This is a genomic window from Neobacillus sp. SuZ13, from assembly GCF_030123365.1.
GTDB lineage: Bacteria > Bacillota > Bacilli > Bacillales > Cytobacillaceae > Neobacillus.
The window spans coordinates 5,947,859-5,969,187 of the sequence record NZ_CP126107.1 but is presented as its reverse complement, the minus strand read 5'-3'; the positions used below and the strand labels follow the sequence as shown (position 1 = coordinate 5,969,187).

General features: G+C 41.5%; 20 protein-coding genes and 1 pseudogene. 11 read left to right on the top strand and 10 right to left on the bottom strand.

Annotated features, from left to right (window positions below; genetic code table 11):
• Nucleotides 1-4 precede the first annotated feature (4 nt).
• The 4 genes from QNH17_RS29920 (at nucleotide 5) to QNH17_RS29295 (ending at nucleotide 4,949) form a co-directional block, all read left to right on the top strand.
• Entirely contained in the window at nucleotides 5-526 is a 522-nt protein-coding gene (locus tag QNH17_RS29920; RefSeq protein WP_349632556.1) for a PQQ-dependent sugar dehydrogenase, read from the top strand.
• Between the two features lie 28 nt (nucleotides 527-554).
• Entirely contained in the window at nucleotides 555-1,079 is a 525-nt protein-coding gene (locus QNH17_RS29915; RefSeq protein ID WP_481858556.1) for a PQQ-dependent sugar dehydrogenase, read from the top strand.
• Between the two features lie 426 nt (nucleotides 1,080-1,505).
• The gene (locus tag QNH17_RS29300; protein WP_283876789.1) at nucleotides 1,506-3,425 is read left to right on the top strand and encodes a beta-glucoside-specific PTS transporter subunit IIABC; all 1,920 of its coding nucleotides are present in this window, start codon (nucleotides 1,506-1,508) and stop codon (nucleotides 3,423-3,425) included.
• A gap of 66 nt (nucleotides 3,426-3,491) precedes the next feature.
• Entirely contained in the window at nucleotides 3,492-4,949 is a 1,458-nt protein-coding gene (locus QNH17_RS29295) for a glycoside hydrolase family 1 protein (protein ID WP_283876788.1), read from the top strand.
• 48 nt (nucleotides 4,950-4,997) lie between these two features.
• Here QNH17_RS29295 and QNH17_RS29290 read toward each other — a convergent pair whose 3' ends face one another.
• The 7 genes from QNH17_RS29290 to QNH17_RS29260 form a co-directional block, all read right to left on the bottom strand.
• Entirely contained in the window at nucleotides 4,998-5,900 is a 903-nt protein-coding gene (locus tag QNH17_RS29290; RefSeq protein ID WP_283876787.1) for a FixH family protein, read from the bottom strand.
• Nucleotides 5,897-6,574: an ABC transporter ATP-binding protein gene (locus QNH17_RS29285; RefSeq protein ID WP_283876786.1), complete on the bottom strand. Its 678-nt coding sequence runs from the start codon at nucleotides 6,572-6,574 to the stop codon at nucleotides 5,897-5,899. The genes QNH17_RS29290 and QNH17_RS29285 overlap by 4 nt, the downstream gene beginning before the upstream one ends.
• Nucleotides 6,571-7,368, bottom strand: a complete 798-nt coding sequence (locus tag QNH17_RS29280; RefSeq protein WP_283876785.1) for an ABC transporter permease — start codon at nucleotides 7,366-7,368, stop codon at nucleotides 6,571-6,573. Before QNH17_RS29280 ends, QNH17_RS29285 begins: the two co-directional genes overlap by 4 nt.
• Nucleotides 7,332-8,672 carry a nitrous oxide reductase family maturation protein NosD gene (gene nosD, locus QNH17_RS29275; RefSeq protein ID WP_283876784.1) on the bottom strand — a complete coding sequence of 447 codons (1,341 nt, stop codon included), beginning with the start codon at nucleotides 8,670-8,672 and terminating at the stop codon, nucleotides 7,332-7,334. Before nosD ends, QNH17_RS29280 begins: the two co-directional genes overlap by 37 nt.
• Nucleotides 8,673-9,242: a hypothetical protein gene (locus QNH17_RS29270; RefSeq protein ID WP_283876783.1), complete on the bottom strand. Its 570-nt coding sequence runs from the start codon at nucleotides 9,240-9,242 to the stop codon at nucleotides 8,673-8,675.
• 89 nt (nucleotides 9,243-9,331) lie between these two features.
• Entirely contained in the window at nucleotides 9,332-11,197 is a 1,866-nt protein-coding gene (nosZ, locus tag QNH17_RS29265) for a Sec-dependent nitrous-oxide reductase (RefSeq protein ID WP_283876782.1), read from the bottom strand.
• 17 nt (nucleotides 11,198-11,214) lie between these two features.
• On the bottom strand, nucleotides 11,215-11,670 hold the full coding sequence (locus QNH17_RS29260; RefSeq protein WP_283876781.1) for a c-type cytochrome: 456 nt from the start codon (nucleotides 11,668-11,670) through the stop codon (nucleotides 11,215-11,217).
• Between the two features lie 242 nt (nucleotides 11,671-11,912).
• Between QNH17_RS29260 and QNH17_RS29255 the strand changes: the two genes are divergently transcribed.
• Entirely contained in the window at nucleotides 11,913-12,656 is a 744-nt protein-coding gene (locus QNH17_RS29255) for a Crp/Fnr family transcriptional regulator (protein WP_283876780.1), read from the top strand.
• A gap of 37 nt (nucleotides 12,657-12,693) precedes the next feature.
• On the opposite strand, the gene bshB2 is transcribed toward QNH17_RS29255, so the two are convergent.
• From bshB2 to pdxK, 3 genes are all read right to left on the bottom strand, one after another.
• The gene (gene bshB2 / locus QNH17_RS29250) at nucleotides 12,694-13,365 is read right to left on the bottom strand and encodes a bacillithiol biosynthesis deacetylase BshB2 (protein WP_283876779.1); all 672 of its coding nucleotides are present in this window, start codon (nucleotides 13,363-13,365) and stop codon (nucleotides 12,694-12,696) included.
• A 29-nt stretch (nucleotides 13,366-13,394) separates the two neighbouring features.
• Nucleotides 13,395-13,742, bottom strand: coding sequence for a YojF family protein (locus QNH17_RS29245; protein ID WP_144551807.1), 348 nt, complete (start codon nucleotides 13,740-13,742; stop codon nucleotides 13,395-13,397).
• 172 nt (nucleotides 13,743-13,914) lie between these two features.
• Nucleotides 13,915-14,760 (bottom strand): pyridoxine/pyridoxal/pyridoxamine kinase, encoded by an 846-nt coding sequence (gene pdxK, locus QNH17_RS29240; protein WP_283876778.1) that lies wholly within the window; start codon nucleotides 14,758-14,760, stop codon nucleotides 13,915-13,917.
• A gap of 261 nt (nucleotides 14,761-15,021) precedes the next feature.
• Between pdxK and fdhD the strand changes: the two genes are divergently transcribed.
• The 6 genes and pseudogenes from fdhD (at nucleotide 15,022) to QNH17_RS29215 (ending at nucleotide 21,320) form a co-directional block, all read left to right on the top strand.
• Nucleotides 15,022-15,798 (top strand): formate dehydrogenase accessory sulfurtransferase FdhD, encoded by a 777-nt coding sequence (fdhD, locus tag QNH17_RS29235; RefSeq protein WP_283876777.1) that lies wholly within the window; start codon nucleotides 15,022-15,024, stop codon nucleotides 15,796-15,798.
• A gap of 77 nt (nucleotides 15,799-15,875) precedes the next feature.
• On the top strand, nucleotides 15,876-16,451 hold the full coding sequence (locus tag QNH17_RS30135; protein ID WP_481858555.1) for a twin-arginine translocation signal domain-containing protein: 576 nt from the start codon (nucleotides 15,876-15,878) through the stop codon (nucleotides 16,449-16,451).
• Between the two features lie 12 nt (nucleotides 16,452-16,463).
• Nucleotides 16,464-18,866 (top strand): annotated as a pseudogene (gene fdnG / locus QNH17_RS29230) (formate dehydrogenase-N subunit alpha); the annotation flags it as partial.
• A complete protein-coding gene (locus QNH17_RS29225) occupies nucleotides 18,866-19,690 on the top strand; it encodes a 4Fe-4S dicluster domain-containing protein (RefSeq protein WP_283876776.1) in 825 nt (274 codons plus the stop codon). The pseudogene fdnG and the gene QNH17_RS29225, both read left to right, overlap by 1 nt.
• Entirely contained in the window at nucleotides 19,659-20,396 is a 738-nt protein-coding gene (locus QNH17_RS29220; RefSeq protein ID WP_283876775.1) for a formate dehydrogenase subunit gamma, read from the top strand. Before QNH17_RS29225 ends, QNH17_RS29220 begins: the two co-directional genes overlap by 32 nt.
• Before the next feature lie 114 nt (nucleotides 20,397-20,510).
• The gene (locus QNH17_RS29215; RefSeq protein ID WP_283876774.1) at nucleotides 20,511-21,320 is read left to right on the top strand and encodes a formate dehydrogenase accessory protein FdhE; all 810 of its coding nucleotides are present in this window, start codon (nucleotides 20,511-20,513) and stop codon (nucleotides 21,318-21,320) included.
• Nucleotides 21,321-21,329 lie beyond the last annotated feature (9 nt).

Genomic DNA, 21,329 nt, shown 5'->3' with positions numbered 1-21,329 from the left:
GTCAATGAATAAGGTTTGTTCTATCTTACTTGTGATGGTAGTGATGTTGTCGGGCTGTTCTCTGGTTGAAAAAAAGGACGAGGGAATCGAAGCAGACGAGGCCGTAGTTACGCAACAGCCAAATGTTGAAGTGATGGCTCAAAAGCTGCAAGTCCCTTGGTCGATTGATAAGGTGAATCAAGGATTTTACATCAGTGAGCGAACCGGAAGTATCGTGAAGATTGAAAACGGTAAAACAGAACGTCAATCAGTCCGTTTAGCACAGCCGCTGGCTAAAGCGGCGGAAGCAGGGCTGCTGGGCTTTGTTCTTGACCCTCAGTTTCTTGAGAATCAAAATGCGTATGCCTACTATACCTATAGCGAAGATGGAAAGGGTCAGTTTAACCGAGTCGTTGTTCTAAGGACGAATGGTTCGGTCTGGACCGAAGAGAGAATCTTGATCGACCGGATTCCGAGTGCGGCTTACCATCATGGCGGCCGGCTAAAAAATCGGTCCAGATGGAATACTCTATATCACGACGGGTGATGCGACCACTCCGGAAACCGCTCAGGACGTGAATAGCATCAATGGGAAGATTTTGCGAATGACGTTGGATGGCAAGATTCCTTCTGACAATCCATTCCCGAACTCGTATGTTTACAGCTATGGACATCGCAATCCGCAGGGATTGGTATGGGTGGGGAACATCTTATATGCAAGTGAGCATGGACAATCGGCTCATGATGAGATCAATCGGATTACCCCAGGGGCTAACTATGGATGGCCGGTAATTCAGGGGAATGAGCAGAAGACGGGGATGATAACGCCTTTATACCAGTCCGGTGAGGAAACATGGGCACCGTCAGGGCTGGCAGAAGCGAATGGAAAGCTTTACGCCGCGACATTAAGGGGCAATGCCGTCCGTGAATTTCAATTGAGCAAGAAACAGACGAACTCGGTGGTTACTGGACTAGGGAGAATCCGAGACCTATATATCGACGGTGACTACCTCTACTTCGTAAGCAACAACACCGACGGACGAGGAAACCCAGACGAAAATGATGATAAACTATATCGTGTATTACTAAGGGATTTGTAAGTGAAAGGGTGCCTGACACCCTCTTAAAAAAATAAAATGAAAGCGTTGACACGGATAACTCACCATGATACTATCAATCTATAAATTAAATACACCCGATTCTTTAGGGTTGTTACTGGTCGTGCAGGCAAAACCTAAATTGTCGTCTTTAACATTTGTTTGAGGCGCGCAATTTAGGTTTTTTTGTATTCTTGGGACACTTTTGATCCGGAAAAAAGGGACTCAGGGCGGATGCCTTCCTGTAACGGTGTATTTGACTAAAAACTTGATAATTATTTTAGGATTGTTACTGGTTCGGCAGGCAAAACCTAAATTACTCAATACATGAGGATTATTTTCTTATGTTTGCGTAATTTAGGTTTTTTGTTTTCTTGGGCTGGAAAGCGGATACAATTTAGGTTGTATAAAATTTGGAGGTGTTTTTTAATGGCTAAAAAGGATTACACAGGCTTAACAAGCAATATTTTAGAGTTAGTTGGCGGGAAAGACAATATCAACAGTGTGTTTCATTGTGTGACAAGACTACGTTTTAAGTTAAAGGACGAAAAGATCGCCAAAACGGAAGAGATTAAAAATCTTGAGGGCGTTGTGACTGTAATGCAAAGCGGCGGTCAATATCAGGTGGTCATTGGGAACCATGTACCAGATGTTTATACAACATTCTTACAAGTTGCCAATATGAGTGGAGCAGCTGAAAGTGATTCAGAAGATACAAACAAAGCAGGTTTAGGTGCTAGATTTATAGATATGATTTCAGGAGTATTTACTCCAATCCTAGGCGTTTTAGCTGCAACAGGTATGATTAAAGGTTTGGCGGCACTAATACTAGCTTTAGGCTGGGTGACAGCAACATCAGGCACTTATAACTTACTGAATATCGCAGGAGACGGTTTATTCAATTTCTTACCAATCTTCTTAGGTTACACAGCCATGAAAAAATTCGGTGGTACACCTTTTGTCGGAATGGCAATCGCTGCCGCTTTGGTGCATCCAACATTATCAACGTTAACAGCAGGAGATCCACTTTATACACTTTTTAAAGGATCGTTAATCCAGTCAGATATACGTATTACATTCTTAGGTATTCCAGTCATCATGATGAGTTATGCTTCATCCGTTATTCCAATTTTACTTTCAGCGTTTTTTGCAACAAAGATAGAGAAAGGTTTCAAAAAGATTGTTCCAGATGTTGTAAAAACTTTCGTCGTTCCATTTTTGACCATTATCATAATGGTTCCATTAACTTTCTTAGTGATTGGTCCAGTTGCTACATGGGCAGGTACTCTTCTTGGTGCAGCAACATTATGGATTTATAAGTTAAGCCCTGTTGTAGCTGGTTTAATTCTCGGAGGATTTTGGCAAATATTTGTTATCTTTGGACTTCACTGGGGACTTGTTCCAATTGCAATTAACAACTTAACAACTTTACATTACGATCCAGTTCTAGCAACCACAGTTATGGTATGTTTTGCACAAGTTGGTGCAGTTTTAGCGGTTATGTTAAAGACAAAAAACAAAGGATTGAAAACACTAAGTTTTCCAGCTTTCATTTCAGGTATTTTTGGCGTGACAGAACCAGCGATTTACGGTGTAACGTTACCACTTAAAAAGCCATTTATTATGAGCTGTATTGGTGGAGCAGTAGGAGGCGGAATTATTGGTGCTACTGCAGGGAAATTATGGATGTTCGGTGGAATGGGTATTTTCGTTATACCAACCTTTATCAAGCCAGGTTCATCACTTGATATGACTGTCTGGGGAGCTTTGATTGCGTTAGTTGCAGGTTTTGTCGTAGCGTTTGTTTTAACTTATTTATTCGGTTTCAAAGATCCAGCAAATAAAGAAAAAGCAACTAATGAACCAAAGACAGTAAAAGTGTTCGATAAAACCCGTACACAAGAGGTTGCAAGTCCGTTAAAAGGAAAAGTAATTCCATTAAATCAAGTAGAAGATGCTGCCTTTTCAAGTGAAGTAATGGGAAAAGGGATTGCGATTGAACCATCAGAAGGAAAAGTAGTTTCTCCAGTCAATGGTGTTGTAACTACACTTTTTAAAACCAAACATGCGATTGGAATTACATCTGAAAATGGCGTGGAAATCCTCATTCATGTGGGAATGGACACGGTTAAGTTAGAAGGAGAACACTTTACAGCACATATCAACCAAGGTGACACCGTCAAAGCAGGTGATCTTTTGGTAGAATTTGATATCGCTAAAATTAAAGAAGCAGGTTGTGAAGTGACTACACCTATAATTATCACTAATAGCGGCGATTATGCAGAAATTAATCCAACAGGAAAAACAGCAATTGATCAGAAAGAAACTTTATTAACGATTTGTGGATGATTTTTAAAATAGAGAGATTCCGATTGCTCACAATCGGAGTCTCTAAAAATGGAGGAGGAAATAAAGATGACAAGACAAACATCATTTCCAGAAGGATTTTTATGGGGCGGCGCAACTGCTGCCAATCAGTTAGAAGGTGCCTATAATGAAGGCGGTAAGGGACTATCAATTTTTGATATGGTTACCTTTATCCCAAAAGAAGAACGCACAAATGATATCGAGATGGATGTCAGAAGTGAAGAAGAATTAGAGGCGTTATTAGCAGGAAAAGAGGGAGATAACTTCCCTAAACGCCGTGGAATTGACTTTTATCACCGCTATAAAGAAGACATTGCACTGTTCGCTGAAATGGGTTTTAAAACATTCAGAATGTCGATTTCTTGGCCGCGTATTTTTCCAAATGGGGACGAGTTAGTGCCGAATGAAGAGGGACTAGCTTTCTACGATCGAGTGTTTGACGAACTATTAAAATATGACATCGAGCCTTTGGTGACTCTATCACACTATGAAATGCCGCTTCACTTGGTGCAAAAATATAATGGCTGGACTGACCGCCATTTAGTGGAATTCTTTGTCCGTTATGCAGAAACTGTATTTACTCGTTATAAAGACAAAGTAAAATACTGGTTAACCTTTAATGAGATTAATATCTCAACCTTCTCTCCGTATATCGGCAGCGGGATTTTAATAGATCGTGTCGAGAATAAAGAGCAAGCCGTATATCAAGCGCTCCACCATCAATTTGTGGCAAGTGCTCGTGCGGTAAAAGCCTGTCATGAAATCATTCCTGGTGCACAGATTGGCTGTATGCTAGCTCGTATGGAAGTATATCCAGAAACGTGCAACCCAGATGATGTCTTAGCAGCATTAGAAGAAGATCAAAAGAACCTGTTCTTCACAGATGTTCAAGTGCGCGGTTATTATCCAAGCTATATGTTAAGCTATTTTGAAAAGAAGAATATCCAAATTGACATGCTGCCAGGTGATGAGGAAATCTTATTGCAGCATCCAGTAGACTTCTTATCATTTAGCTATTATATGTCCATGGTGGCGAGTGGTAATGATGAGCGATTAAAAGAAATAGGGAACTTCTTTAATGGTATTAAAAACCCTTATTTAAAAGCATCTGATTGGGGCTGGCAAATTGATCCTAAAGGCTTACGTATTACATTAAAGAAAATGTACGACCGCTATCAAGTACCTTTATTCATTGTGGAAAATGGTTTAGGTGCCTACGATAAAGTCGAGGATGACGGCTCGATCAACGATGATTACCGGATTGATTACATGCGCGCACATATTGAACAAATGGGCGAAGCGATCAAAGACGGAGTAGATTTAATGGGTTACACCAGCTGGGGCTGTATCGATTTAATTAGTGCAAGTACCTCAGAAATGTCTAAACGTTACGGATTCATCTATGTTGACCAAGATGACTATGGTAACGGTACATTAGAAAGAAAGAAGAAAAAATCATTCAATTGGTATAAAAATGTCATCGCAACCAACGGCGAAGAACTGTAAATATGAAAAAGAGATTGGAGCTTCCAATCTCTTTTTTTTCACCTTTTCTTACAGAATCTCAATCTTTATTGAATTCACTTGCGAAACCAGTAGTTCTTCGTATTCCTTTTGAGCTTGGTAATAGATTTCTTGGTCACCCGCTTTAGGGTTTTCCTTTTTGGCCTTGTCAATTAAGTCCTTTTGAACCTTCTGGGACATGACAATCATTTGATACTGCTGCTTTTCTGTTGCCCAAAACTTCTCTTCTCCGTACTCATTGATCAATTTCTTTGCTGATTTGAATTGATTATATTGCTCGCGTGCTTTGCTAAGGGCCGCATCCACTTCTGTCTCCGTTGCTTCATGGCCCTTTTCATCCGCCAGTAGGGTCATCGCCCGGAGGCGGATGATTTGTGTTAATAACTGATTTTTATCTTCAAGTGTTTTTTCCTGTGTCTCTAAATAAGCGAGTTCTTCCTCTAACTGCTCGCCCTTATATTGTTTCTCTGCACTCTCACGGTTGATTGCTAGCTGCAATTGGTTAATGAACTTATAAAAGCTGACATCCTCAGCAGTGATCCACTCATCATTCACCTTGGCAACCCCTTTTGGCTTGGTTACGTTCAGTTCAATGACTTTCTCCGTCTTTTTCCCGTCTTTTTTAAGCGTAAATACGGCCTCATATTTACCGCCCATTGGCAAATTCACTTTGCCGCTATAGGTGCCATTCTTTCCTTCTTCAAGCTTGACATCAAAGCTGCCATGATCCATTTCCGTCATTGCTAGGTTGGCAGACACATCTAGCCCCTTTACCGCCTTCTTGTTTTCGGTTACCTTTACTTCAAAAGGCATGGCAGTATCCTTGACGAAATAAAGATCCTTTGTGACGGCCACTTTATAGTCAGGGTCTGAACTGCATCCTGTGATCACGGCAATCAAAAGAAGGATGGCGGAGATTACCCGTATCTTCATGAGCTGATTCCTCCTAAATTATGAGTTTGTAAAAACTCTTCTACTTTATATTTCTCCATTTTCCCATTTTCCAAATAAGCAACATGGGTACAAATCTGCTTAATTTCATCTAGATGGTGCGATGACAGTAGAATCGTTTTATCCTGAAGGGAACTGAGTACATCTAAAATTTCTTTTCTTCCGAGCGGGTCAATACCGCTTGTTGGTTCATCAAGAATGAGCAGGCTGGAATCCTGATAAAGGGTAATCGCTAAACCAAGGCGCTGCAGCATCCCTTTCGAGTACTTCTTAACTTGTTCATTGCGGTCATCCCACAAACTGACCGAACGAAGCACCTGCTCGATGCGTTCCTGGTTGGCGGTCTTAGCTACCGCCTCTGCAAAAAATGTCATATTTTCCAATCCAGTCAACATCGGATAAAGCATAAATTTTTCAGGCAGATAGGCTATTTCTTTTTTCCACTCTTCATTTTTCTTGTTCACAGCAATCCCATTTATCAAAATTTCCCCTTGTTTGACTGGAAGCAATCCAAGCAAACTATTGATAAGTGTCGATTTCCCGGCACCATTGCGGCCAACCAGGGCACAAATTTCATTTCGGTTAATGTCTAGATTGATTGAATCTAAGACCGTTTTTTTTCCGAATGATTGGTTTAAATTTCTTACGGTGATCATTCGTACCCCTCCTTACGATTGAAAACAATCGCTGTGAAAAATGAAGTGATGAGCCAGAACAATAGATTTCCGAGCAGGAAGAATGCCGGCTTCGTCCACATAAACGCTTGTAAGAGTCTCGACATATGGCCGAAAGAATATACCCCCGTGCCTGTTTCTAAGAACATTCGAACAGCCTGAAGTGGATTTAAAAAGTAAACCGAAGAAAATAGTTTCACATTTTCGTGCGTCACATCGGGTAAAAACGACAGCAAGATAAAATCATGCAAAAAGAAAAAGTAGAACCAGACAAAGATCGTAAACCCTAAAATCTGCATCCTCGAATGGCTGATACTTCCGATTGCAGCACCCATTTGCAAGAAGATAAGGCTCATGCAAACAATGGCTGCCACAAAGATGAAATAGCTTTTTACATCAAGTTGAAAGTTAAATTTTAGTAGTAATAAATAAATGAAAAACCACGTAATCAACGGGACAAGCACAACTGTATAGAGTCCTAGGCTTTTTTTGATTAGGAAACTTCCAAAATGGTCTGTCTTTGTCAGCAGCATAATCAATGTCTTTTGTTCCTTTTCTTGAAAAATCGAGAATGCCCCGATAAATAAGCATAGAATCGGAATAAAATAGATAATCGTATCAAACAAGTTGATTAAGAGCACATAAAAGCCTTTATCAAATGAAAGGGCTGAGGAACGAAATAAAATTGCGATTGAAATCAGAACAATAATACTTAAACTTAGCCAAAGTCCTTTTCCTCTTATATTTTCCTTCCATTCCTTCCAAATGTAATGCATAGTAAGTGTCTCCCCTTTAGTAAAATCCCCACAATTAGTAAGGTGGCAATAAGGAAAATTGCTTTCGAATGCGATCCTTTTGCCGCTGTTAGCGGGTGTGGGTCATGAAACATGACTGCTTCCTTTGACAGCGCCGCGTTCATTTTTTCATAAATCTTCAATGCGGGACTTTTTAAAAATAAATAGGATAATTCTTGGTCTTCTATTAATTGATATAAAGAAGAACGATAGGTTATTGGAAAATCCCCAATGCTGTCTTGGTCTAAATCGGTGATGGGGAACGTGCCGCCCCAGTCATTCCCTTTGCCATTCTTGCTCCAGGAATTATTCTGACTATTGCCGCCAAGAGTTACAGCAGGAATCGTATTTTCAGTGATTTGGTTTAAGGTGAAAACTTGGTCATTGGAACTTGACCACAGTTCAATTCCGACTTGGTTTTGAACGATTTTGTTGTGGCGAAATTCATTTCTGGTCGCTTGATCAATGTACATGCCGCGTTGGTTCATATAGAAGGTATTATTGTCAATTTCATTGTCATTGGCTTGAAGCAGCAATAATCCAAAAGACTGGTTGCCGTAGTTCACGAGAAATTGATTATCCTCGAGCTTCAAATGATTCGAGTTCATAATCGCTGCACCGCCGGTATTCATCGTGAATATATTTTTCTTGAAAATGTTCTCGTCGGAATACATGTAATGCAAACCATATCTTGTGTGACTGATATTATTTTCATAGCTTTTATTGTTGTTGGCATATTCGAAGAACATTCCGTCCCGGGTGCCTTCAATCGTATTATTTTTAAGAAGATTATCATTAGCATAATAAACATGGATCCCATTTCCCTGGGACGCAATTTCGCCTTTGCCCAGCCCTTTAATATGGTTGGAACGAATCGTATTTTTGTGAGCCTGGCTTAAATAAATGCCGTGAAAGGAGTCGCGGATGCTGATATGTTCGACGACATTGTTATTTGTGTAAATCTTAATGGCCGCGTATTCCTCGGCAGAGTTCCGGTTCATACCTCCATGCATGACGGTTAGATGGCTCAGTTTCACATCAGGAGCCTTAATGGAAATGACATTTCCGGTACCATCTCCTTTGATCATGGTCTTTTTTGAGCCAATAATCGTTATCGGTTTGTTGATGACAATATTGCCCTGGTAGGTTTTATTTTCAAGCCTTAGGACCGCCCCTTCTTTCAGGCTGTCGATGGTTGCTTGTAATTGTTCGGCTGCCAGCTTTTTCTCAGGGCTCATGACTAGCAATAGAGAAAAAATGAAAGATAAGAGCGCCAGTTTTTTCATTTACTTTCGATCCTTCCATAACGGAATGAGTAAGAGGATAAACGCAGCGATCACCAAGTATGTTCCGAGGCCAAGCAGGCTGTTGGTTTGGAAGTTCGCCACTGTATTATGTCCTAAAATAGGCGGAACAAATGGATCCATTTTTATGGGAGCTTCGGGACTTAAATTAGTGCCAAACTTTTTCAATGCATGGTGAAGGTCATAAACACCCAGCCCGCCGCCAATCACAAATAAGCCGATTAATCCGTATAGAACAGATTTTTTGCGAAGCAGGGCGGTTAAAAGAGTCAACACCGCTAATCCTCCAACTAGATAGGGTAAATACGATAATTCAGGGAAGTTTTTTTCACTGAAGTTCGCCATACCAATATAGTGATTAAGCCCATTAACGATATCGATTTCCCCTTCGAGCTTATTCGGGTACACGATGATATTTAACCCTTCTGGATATTGGGGAGCAACAAAGACCATTTTCCACCATGGGAAAAATAATGAGATGACTATTAAAATAGTTGAAGTAACAAGCAATAATGAAGAAACCACTGATAATTTTTTTGTTTTACCTTTCATATTAACATCGCCTTTTTAGTGAAATCGTTGTAAAACGGAGAAGGGTATCAATCTTTTTCATTGATACCCATCACCAACATATTGCTGAGTTACTGTTTTGGTTTTACAAGGAAGTAACCGGTCATTTCTTGGTGAAGTGCAGAACAGAAGTTTGTGCAATAAAGTGGGTAGGTTCCTGCTTTATTCGCGACAAATTCCATCGTGTTGGTTTGTCCTGGTTGAACTTCCATGTTTAAGTTATAGCTGTTGATGGCAAATCCGTGGGTAATATCCTCATCGAAATCAATATTTGTCAGATGAATCGTAACGTGATCTCCTTCATTTACTTCGATTACATCTGGACGTTTTGCTTTGGCATCAAAGATGAATTTCGAACGCATCGCGATACCATATACATCGACTTTGTTACCATTGCGAACGATTTTTGTATCGCTCTGTTTGTAAACAGCCTCTTTATTCTTTGTGTCCTTCGGATAGACTTCAATCGTTTTGATTTTATCCGCTTTAATCATTTGGGCATAGTGTGGTTCTGGGTTAACTGGTGCCGATTGGATGATCTTCATCTTTCCGCTGATATCAATTAACTGCATCGATTCAGGATGAGAAGGGCCAACTGATAAATAGCTGTCTTTCGCAATCTTATTTAGTGCAACGATATATTTTCCATCTGGTGCAACCGTGTCACCTTCTGCGGCAACAGAGTGTCCAGGAGAATATTGAACAGGGACACGATCTAAAGTTTCACCTGTTTTTGGATCCCATTTCACAATTTCTGAAGAAATGAACATTGTTGTATAGGCCATGCCTTTGTCATCAAATTGAGTGTGCAGTGGTCCTAAGGCATTTTCAGGGTTAACTTCTCTTTCCATGACGGACTTGTAATTGAGGACTGGAATTCCATTCCGTTCACCAGCAAAGTCTTTGTTTGCGACAGCTTTAAATGCCTTTTCAAACGAGAAGACTGTCATGGTTGGTGCCAATTTTCCAGAGGCGATAAAGTGCTTTCCGTCTGGTGTTACGTCGACACCATGTGGTGATTTAGCGACTGGAATTAAATAAATGCCGCCTTTTTGTTTTTCAGGGAAAATCATTTTCTGACCGCCCACATTTTCGTACTTGCCTTCCTTGACCATTTTCTCAAGCTCTTTCCAGTTGAAAAGAACAATATAGTCACGGTCGGCTTGTGAAGCATTAATTTCAAGATTAGTAGTTGATTCTTCGGTATTATAAGTCGTCATAACCGCCCAATCGGCCGATTCTTTTTTACCTGCATCAGAAAGGTCATAAGACCATGGTGGAAGGGCGACTTGGTATCCAATATTTAGCTTTTGTTTGTTTTGATCAAACGTAACAGCAGACATTACGCCGCGGTATTTTGTACTGTAATCATCCAGTGATTCGTACTTGTGCTGAAGCGGCACAGCGAAACGAGTCGGCAGGAACATATACTCGGTATTTTCCGTAACGAAGGCCGCACAGTGCGGTCCGCTTGTATTTGGAACGTTAATAATATCTTTCACGGTGAACGTTTTTAAGTCCATCGCGGCCGCACGGCTGTTACCAACGTCGGTCGCGAACATGTATTTACCGTCATAGTCACCATTTGTTTCAGAGAAGGCCGGGTGATGAAGGTCGCCCCATGTATAACCGCCCATTAATTTCTTCGAGTGTTCATCAAAGCCATACCCTGTAGCCGAATCTTGTGAGAAGACCGGAACCGTTCGAATATGACGCATCGATGGAACTCCATAAATAAACATTTGACCGGAGTGGCCGCCGGAAGCAAATAGGTAATAATCATCTTTTTGGCCGAATGGAACATATACCTTCTCGGCATCACTCTTTGTGGTTGACGCTGCTTCGGTACTTGTCTTAGCTGAGAAATCAGCAAACGAAATCGTTGCTGCGACAAACCCGGCTAAGAGACCCGATGCAATCGGAATCCATTTTTTCATTATATACACCACCTTTTTTATTTTTCAGATGCTTGTTTCAGTAGGTCTAATACTTGCTTACGTTCTTCATCGGATAACGGATTTTTGCCAATCACTCCTGACATGACTGCAGAAGTAGGTGCTTTTAAGAATTCTTCAATCGGCTTGCCATGCTTGCCTTCTACGTTTACAAACGCTTGGGAAAGGTCTGGTCCGACTGCTCCACCTGTAATATTAAGAGATTCCACACTGTGGCAGCCAAGGCAGCCTTTCTTGTTAAGGATGTTATCCTCATTGGCAGAAACCGTCGTTGCTTCTTTTGACTCGGTTGTTGTATCTTCTTTAGCAGCAGCTGTTTCTGTCGTTTCTTTCGTTTCAGTTTGTGCCACTTGAGGCTGTTTTGCGGAATCCCCCATGATCACGCCAAACACTAAGTAGCCTAATCCAAAGCCGATTAATGTACAAATAACAAAACTAATAATGGCTTTATTCATCTTTTTCCCTCCTTTTTTCTATAATGAACACCTTCATCCTAAACGCTTCCATTTGAGAAAAATGTGACCTGACGCACACATATTTTGTAGTTTTTGAACGTTTTGTGAAAGTGCTTTGTAGGAAGCGAATTGAAAAAATGAACATTTTGTGAAATTCGTCACTACATCAAGTGACAATGTTCTTTACAATATAAGGTAAGTGTTTAATCAACAGAGGATTTTTTAAAAGGGTGGTGAAAAGGATGATTCAAGTCGATTGTTTAAAAGATCCAAATCTAGCAGTTTATCAACCCGTTGTCCAAACGGATTTACTTCGAAAAATTGTCATCTTTAAGGATTTATCAGAGAAGTCGCTAGCGATTATTGAAAAAAGAATTCATACACTCGAGTTGAAAAAAGGGGAAAGGATCATTTCCGAAGCGGAAGTGGCCAAGGGGATTTATTTCATTCATACTGGTGCAGTGAAGCTTACGAAGCAGGATGAACAGGGCAATGAAATTATTGTCTGTGTAAAGCAACAAGGGGATGTGTTTGCAGAAGCCTGTTTGTTTACAAAAAGGACAGAATACTACCCGGCAACTGCGACCATGCTCCAGGATGGAAAGATTTTATTTTTAGATAAATTGGAACTTGAGCGGGACTTATTCGACCATCCGGAACTCTCAATTCAAATGATCAGTTATATGAGTGATGCGCTCCGGGAAATGGCCTCACAATTACGAGACGTTGCCCTGCTCGATGTGTACGCGAAGACAGTAAAGACACTAGAACGCCTCGGAAATAAATTTAATAATGGCCTTAACAGGTGGAATATAGAGATTCCCTTGACCATTCAGGAATTTGCCACCGTGGTCGGAACAACCAGAGAAAGTGTCAGTCGCGTTTTCTCGAAGTTAAAAAAAGATGGCATCATTGAATTGAAATCACGGAAGATTATTATTCGTGATTGGTGTAGGCTGTGCACGCTGCTGCATCGGGAATATTAACATAGAAAAAAAGCCCTTCACTATGAGGGGCTTTCGGTTACTTATCAAATTTATAGGTCCAAAACCGTTCATTATTAATCCACTTCATTACTTGCGGGTCTTGGTTTTTTAACTTCTCTTCCATCCCCATAAACATTTGCTCGGTTTGCGAACGGTGCGCTTGGATGGCGGCCATTTTTGTTTTGGCAACAGGGCTAATGTCATTAAGGATATCTGGTTCCCCAAGCTCATCAACACAATTGTTCGAGAATGCGACACAGTGTAAGGTTGGCCGTACGGCTGGGCTCATTTTTCCAACGGCACGAATGACCGCCGCACCAGTGGCGTCATGGTCAGGGTGGACCGAGTAGCCAGGATAAAACGTAATGATAAGAGAAGGATTAACTTCCTCAATCAAGGCTAACATTTGATTGGCAAGTTTCTCTTCATCTTCAAATTCAATCGTTTTGTCACGGAATCCGAGCATACGCAGGTCTTGAATACCTAACACCCGCGCCGCTTCCTTCAATTCTTCTTTTCTAATCTTCGGCAGATTTTCACGATTAGTAAACGGGGGATTTCCCATGTTGCGTCCCATTTCACCTAAAGTTAAACAGGCATAGGTAACAGGGGTTCCGTTCTGCACATGGGTGGCAATGGTGCCTGACACCCCAAATGCCTCATCATCAGGGTGAGGGAAAACGACCAATAATTGGCGTTCTTTTTCCATAAATTATTCTCCTTTCGGGCCTTACATTCTTATTCAAAAGGGGTGCTGGAAATTTCCAAGGCAACCGCTAGCTTTCCATCATGGTCGTGACCAGCTAATAAGAGATGATTGTCCTCATCAATTTCGTAATGAGTGATCCCTTCTGCATAAATCCAGCCAAGCTGGATTTTCAACCCAACCCGAAAAGGGCCATTCCCTGTTATTTTTCCTAATTCATAACGGACAAGGGCATTGCGGATAAATGCACCTGCTGAAAAGAAAGATTGATCGTTATGTGAAGCATAGGCACCGTTGGTCGTTTCAAGGTGAATGTAGACATCTTTATTAGCAAAGCTGTTAATGGCAGCTTGTGCACCTTTTACATCAATAAGTTCCAAAATACAACCTCCTTTCCCTTCAACAAATTGAGATTATGTCTAATGTCTATTTTAGTTAATAATGTAACTATCATACTAAAATTAGGTAAAAAATGCGAAACTGGTGCCTGACACCAAAGATGACCTCAAAAAAGAAGAGTCGATCAAGCGATCGGCTCTTCTTCACTCTTTCTTATTCCACACAATCCTCGCAGTACTCGGTTACAGCTTTTTCTGCACTGCGGTAAGCCCCGTGCCAGGTAGGTCCGACGTATTCGTTGAGACGGAAACCTTGTTGGATGGCAGCTGTGATAAATTCTTTTGCAACATCGACGGCAGCATAAACGGATTTTCCTTTTGCTAATTCTGCTGTAATCGCTGATGAGTAGGTGCAGCCCGCCCCGTGTGTGTAGGTGGTTTCAAACTTTTCCGACTCATAAAGCATAAATTCTTTTCCATCATATAGCAGGTCAACAGCTTTTTCTTCCGATTCGAGCTTGCTGCCACCTTTAATCAACACGAATTTGGCCCCTTGTTCGTGGATCTTTTCTGCAGCTTCCTTCATTTCCGCCACAGTACGTGGTGTTTTCATTCCAGCCAGCTGTCCAGCTTCAAATAAATTAGGTGTCACCACTAAGGCACGCGGTAATAGAAACTCGCGCATCGCATCGGTGGTTTCCGGATTTAAGACCTCATCTTCGCCTTTACAAACCATAACAGGGTCAATAACCACACGTTCAAGTTTATTTTCATCAATTTTCCGCGCCGCTAATTCAATAATTTCTACTGTGCCAAGCATCCCTGTTTTCATCGCATCGATCCCAACTGAAAGAATGGTTTCAAGTTGAGTCTCAAGGGTATCAACAGCAATTGGGAATACACTGTGGTGCCAATGGTTTTTTGGGTCCATTGTCACGATCGATGTCACTGCGGTCATTCCATAAACGCCAAGTTCTTGAAAAGTCTTTAAGTCTGCCTGCAGGCCCGCGCCGCCGCTTGTATCAGAACCAGCGATCGTCATTACTTTTTTAATTGTCATATGTACGTACTCCTCCTTTAATTTCTACTCTTAGTTATTATAGGACATTTTTTAAAATTTAACAGGGTCACTAAATAATCGATGCGTATGGTCAGTTTGAGTCAATAGTTGACAATCCAATGACAAATACGTCCATAGTCCTATTTGTACTCATTTCTAGTGACAATTGTTACTTTCGAAAAACGGAGGCGGAAGTACGATTATAGTAAAAATGTAAGGAAACACCAAGAAATGCAGTATTCCTGATGAGGAGGGAAAGCAATGAACCGTAAAGGTTGCCCTGATGAATATCCTATCTCCTTGCTGATTAACGGTTACGAAATCGCTGTTTTTCAACTAACCAAATACAACCTAGACGATTGGACATATGGATATTTGTTTTCTGAAGGATTCATTCAGGATGCAAATGAAATTGATTCGATTGTAATCAATGAGGAACTAAGTACGATTAATGTGAAGCTCCGTGCAAATTTTGACGAGGAGCAGTTCTTTTCGAAAAAGAAGCATTATACCGCGGGCTGCGGCCGTGGGGTCACGTTTTTTTCAATGACAGATGTGAAGAATTTTACGAAAGTAACTTCAAAAGTCAGCTATCAATTAAGCTATCTGCTAAAAAAGCGAAGTGAATTCGCTCAAAGATCAGAATTATATCTTGAAACCGGCGGCATGCATGGTGCTTGTATTGTCGATGAAGACGGCAGTATCACCATTCGTGAGGATATAGGCAGACACAATGCCGTCGATAAAATAATTGGTTACGCTGTCAAAAATCACTTGCAGCCCGAGCGGTTAATGTTACTAACAACCGGCAGGGTTTCATATGAAATGCTCTCCAAGGCCGCAAAGTTTGGATTTCCTGTGGTTGGTTCGCGCACGGCGGCCACAAAGCAGGCCGTACAGCTGGCTAAATACTTAAATCTTGAGGTGGTTGGCTATTTACGGGGGAAAATGGCGACGATTTATACCACAGCAGGCAGAGTCATTAATGATATCACACGCGAGTTAGATGATATGAGAAGCATTGAAGGGGGGAATTAACAACACCAGTCAATGACAACAAGTAAACAATAGAGAGAAAAATAGGGAGATTCTAAACAATTTTGGGAAGGAGAATGATGATGGTTGAATTGAATCTAAATCGTCGGCAATTTTTAAAGCTGTCAGGCGCGACTGCTGCCACATTAGCGGTTGTTGAATTGGGCTTTAACGAGAACAAAGTCTATGCGAAATCAAAGGACTTTAAAATTGCCAAAGCTACTGTAACACCAACCATTTGCTGCTTTTGCGGTGTAGGATGCGGGATCCTCGTTCACACCAAAAATAATACCGTGGTTTATACGGAGGGGGATCCGGATAACCCGATTAACGAAGGAAAACTTTGCAGCAAAGGAACAACTTTAAGACAGCTTTATACCTCTGAAAAACGGATGACCAAACCACTTTATCGTGCCCCGGGCAGCAGTAAGTGGGAAGAAAAAAGTTGGGAATGGATGATTGACACAATTGCCCAGCGTACAAAAGAAACAAGAGATTCTTCTTTTGTTGTAACTGAAAATGGAATTACTGTAAATAAAACAGAAAAAATCGCTAGCCTTGGCGGCGCAGCACTTGATAATGAAGAAACTTACTTAGTGTCCAAATTAATGAGAGGGCTTGGTGTTACCTACTTAGAGCACCAGGCACGAATATGACATAGTTCTACGGTTGCCGGTCTGGCACCTTCATTTGGTCGTGGCGCAATGACAAATCATTGGAACGACTTACAACATACGGATTGTGCACTTATCATGGGCGCAAATCCTGCCGAAAATCATCCAATTAGCTTTAGATGGCTGACAAAAGCGAAAGAAAACGGTGGAAAAATTATTAGCGTCGACCCGCGCTATACTCGTACCTCTGCGGTATCTGATGTTTATGCACCGCTTCGTTCTGGAACAGATATTGCCTTCATGGGCGGTATGATTAAATATGCAATCGACAACAATCGTTTCCACAAAGATTATGTTGTTAACTATACAAATGCTTCGTTTATCGTAGCAGACACATTTAGCTTTAATGATGGCCTTTTCTCAGGTTATGACGAAGCTACACGCGTGTATGACAATACAAAATGGACAATTGCAACAAATGAAGATGGAACTCCGAAAAAGGATCCCTCATTACAGAACCCGCGTACTGTTTTCCAATTAATGAAGCAGCACTATTCTCGTTATGATATGGATACAGTATCAGAAGTAACAGGTACACCTAAGAAGGATTTATTAAATGTTTATAAGACGTTCTGTGCAACAGGTCAAGTCGGTAAAGCTGGAACGATTCTTTATGCAATGGGTACAACTCAGCATACAGTTGGTTCACAAAACGTTCGTGCCTTCGCAATCATCCAAATGCTGTTAGGTAACATGGGCTTACCGGGTGGCGGAATCAACGCAATGCGCGGTGAATCAAACGTACAAGGTTCAACAGACTTTGGTTTACTATGGGATAACCTTACAGGTTACCTTGGGGTTCCAAAAGCAAGCGTTCCTGAGCACGCAACACTTGAAGGCTATTTGAAGAAAGAAACACCGCCAACAGGATTCTGGAGCAACAAACCAAAATTTGTTGTCAGCTTATTGAAAGCTTGGTATGGCGATAATGCAACAGAGAAAAACGAGTTCGGTTATCAGTTCCTGCCAAAAGGCAACAAAAACTACTCGCATATTAACTTATTTAAGGCAATGTACAACAAGGAACTAGAGGGTGCTTTCCTGTGGGGTACAAACCCAGTTGTCGGTGGTCCAAATGCTGGTAAAGAAAAAGAAGCATTAGGTAATCTGAAATGGATGGTTGCTGTTGACCTTTGGGAAACAGAAACGTCAGCCTTCTGGAAAAAAGAAGCGGGCAGTGATCCATCAAAGATTAATACAGAAGTATTCCTACTTCCTGCATCAGCTTCGTTTGAAAAGGAAGGAAGTGTTTCAAACAGCTCACGCTGGATGCAATACCGCTGGAAAGCAATCGATTCAAGGGGCGAAGCACGACCAGACCTTGACATTGTCCATGAACTAGCACTTAAACTTAAAAAGCTATATGCAAATAGTCCGAAAGATGCAGATAAGCCATTCTTAGCTCTTACTTGGAACTATGGAACAGGCGCGGCACCAGATCTTGATCTTGTCGCAAAAGAAATCAATGGATATGACTTAAAAACTGGTAAACTGCTACCAGGCATTCTGGCCATCTTAGATGACGGAACAACAGCAAGCGGAAACTGGATTTATGCAGGCTTCTATCCTGAAGAGGGTAAGAACCTTTCCAAACGCCGTGATAATAAAGATACAGGTAATGCGAACTTCCTTAACTGGTCATTTGCTTGGCCGGCAAACCGTCGTATTCTTTACAACCGCGCTTCTGCTGATCCAAGTGGTAAGCCATGGAGCCAAGAAAAAGCGGTTATCTGGTGGGATGCAGTAGCGAAGTCTTGGGTTGGTAACGATGTTCCTGACTTTAAAGCGGTTCTTTCACCAAGCGAACCAGGCGGTACGGGCGCATTCATGATGAATAAAGATGGTGTCGGCTTATTGTTTGCACCAACAATGAAGGAAGGTCCATTCCCTGAACACTATGAGCCATTTGAAAGCCCAGCTAAGAATAAATTCTCATCAGTAGAATTGAACCCTGCGGTTGTCATTAATGACGGCGATTTTAACAAAAAAGGCTTCAAGGTCGACTTCCCGATTGTTGCGACCACGTACCGTGTCGAAGCACACTGGCAGTCAGGTTCGATGACTCGCAACCAAGAGTGGCTTTCTGAAATTGCCCGCTATATGTTTGTTGAAATAAGTGAAGAGCTGGCAAAGGAAAAAGGCATTAAAAATAAAGACAAAGTGATCGTTACTTCCGCACGCGGTGAAATCACAGCCTACGCCATGGTGACAAAACGCTATAAACCATTTACCGTTAGAGGCAAAAAAGTCCATCAACTAGGGATGCCTTGGAATTTTGGATTTAAAGGATATGCCAAAGGAGATATTGCAAACCGCCTGACTCCACATATTGGAGATGCCAACACAATGATTCCAGAATATAAAGCATTCCTTTGTGATATAAGGAGGGCTGACTAATGGCTGAATTTGTAAAATATGTTGACGTAACCAAATGTGATGGCTGTAAGGCGTGTATGGTAGCTTGTAAAAACTGGAATGACCTTCCTGCCGAAATAACGGATTTCCAAGGAAGTGTTCAGTCCCATCCTAAAACAAGTGCTGATACATGGAATGTGCTTCAGTATATTGAACATGAAAATGGCAAAGGTGATTTAGAATACCTTTTCCGCCATTCCTCATGTATGCATTGTAAGGAAGCTGCATGTGAAAAGGTTTGTCCGGAAAATGCCATCAGTTATTCTAAATTTGGCTCTGTTGTCATTGATCAGGATAAGTGCGTTGGCTGCGGCTATTGCGTTGAAAACTGCCCGTTTGAAGTCATTTCTCTAAAGACATACAAGGACAAAAATGGCAAAGAGTACAGAAAATCACAAAAATGCACGATGTGTACAGATCGTCTAGAAGAAGGCTTACAGCCTGCCTGTGTAACAACCTGTCACACAGATGCAATGCAGTTTGGTAAAAAAGACGAAATGCTGGCAAAAGCACAAAAACGGTTATCTCAAATTAAAGACCGTTTCCCGAATGCTAATATTTATAATCCGCAAGGTGTGGGCGGTACGCACACGATTTATGTGCTGGCTGAAAAACCAAGCGTCTATGGACTTCCAGAATCACCTAAGGTACCAACTTCAGCTGTACTTTGGAAAGACTACGCACAGCCAATCGGAAAAGCAATGATTGGGGCAACAACGATGGCGGTTGTTGGTGCTTTTATCACCAACAGCATTCTTAGTAAAAGAAGTAATCATGACGAAGATGGAGGTGGCAGCCATGAGTAAAAAGCATCCGAAGGCTGATGTAAAAGTACGCCGTTTTTCAAAAGCATTTGTTTGGGCGCATGGTGTGAACGCTATTTCCTTCTTTGCTCTGTATATTACTGCACTGCCGATGTACACGGAGTTCTTTGACTGGCTCTACCCAATTCTTGGTGGTCCGGCCAATGCCCGTTTGCTTCACCGCATCTTTGCGGTAACATTCATGACTCCAACATTTATATGGGTTATCTTTGATTTCAAAGGCTTTAAACTTTGGACAAAAGAGCTCGTGACGTGGAAAAAACGCGACCTGCAATTCTTTTTTGAATTTGTGAAAGAGCTATTCGGCTTTAATTTTAAACATATTAGACAATCATTCTTTAATGCCGGTGAAAAAATCAACTCGCTTATTCAAATCTTCACAGCGATCTTGATTATCGGTTCTGGTTTCCTTATGTGGTTCCCGCAGTTCTTCCCACGAGCTGTCGTCCAATGGGGATACTTCCTGCATAATGTCGGCTTTGGCTTAGCGATTGCAGTTATTGTCGGCCACGTGTACCTAAGTGTAGTTCACAAAAACTCACGTCCTGGCTATTCCGGTGTCGTCTCCGGTGAAGTTCCAGCTTGGTGGGCAAAAGAGCACTATCCAGACTGGTACGACGAAGAAGTCAAAAAAGGCAACTTCCCTAACCTAGACGATCCAAAGCATAAGAAGAATAAAGGCGCTTAAACGTCTTAATATAGGATGTGTAAAAGCTCATCTAACAGAACGTTGATAAAAAAGGAGTGGCTGTCGCACCGAAGACAGCCATTTCTTTACTAAATGAAAGAGGTGCAGCATCAGATGATTAAGTCCGTCGTTTCAAAGGAATATCAGGATCTTCAAACCGAAATAGTTTTACTTCAAGATAAATGGAAGCAGCAACTTGATTCGGAATCAATTCACCTTAGCTTTGAGAAAGACGGCATGGAAGCAGGAATGCCTTTGGTCGCACATGCGTCTCTTAATTTTGAAATTTCACTATTCCTACAGTGTGTAGAGGAAATAAATGAAATTTTAATCAACCATGATCCTGAACTCGAGACACAGCTCGAAGGGATTACCGGTCTGTTAACGGAAAAAACAGCTATCCGTTGGATGGAAGAGGCTTTCGCATTCAACCATCTATATTTTATTGAAATTGCCCGCGAGAACGGGGTGGATGATTGGATACCACACTTCCTGGCAGAAACGGCGCTCCGCCCTTATTTACAAATGGCAGCAGAACACATCCAACCTGAAATTGACCGTGCCATCCCAGGCGCCGGCTGCCCTGCATGTGGTGAACCTGTTCGTTTAGCTGTAATGGAAGAAGACGGTAAAAAGGTGATCCAATGCCCGCGCTGCCTCGCGCACTGGCAAGCCAAACGCTTAGAATGCGCACATTGCGGCAATGAAGACCATAAAACCATGAAGTTCCTAACCATTGAAGGCGATGCCGTATCACAAATTCAAGTTTGCGAAGACTGTAAGGGCTATATTAAAATTATTGATACACGTCAATATATTGAAAAGCCATCGGCTGCCTTACTGGATTTGAACTCGATCCATTTGGATTATGTGGCACAGGACAATGGCTATCAAGCAGTGGGCGAGGAAAAAGATATACATTAAGAGGGTGAA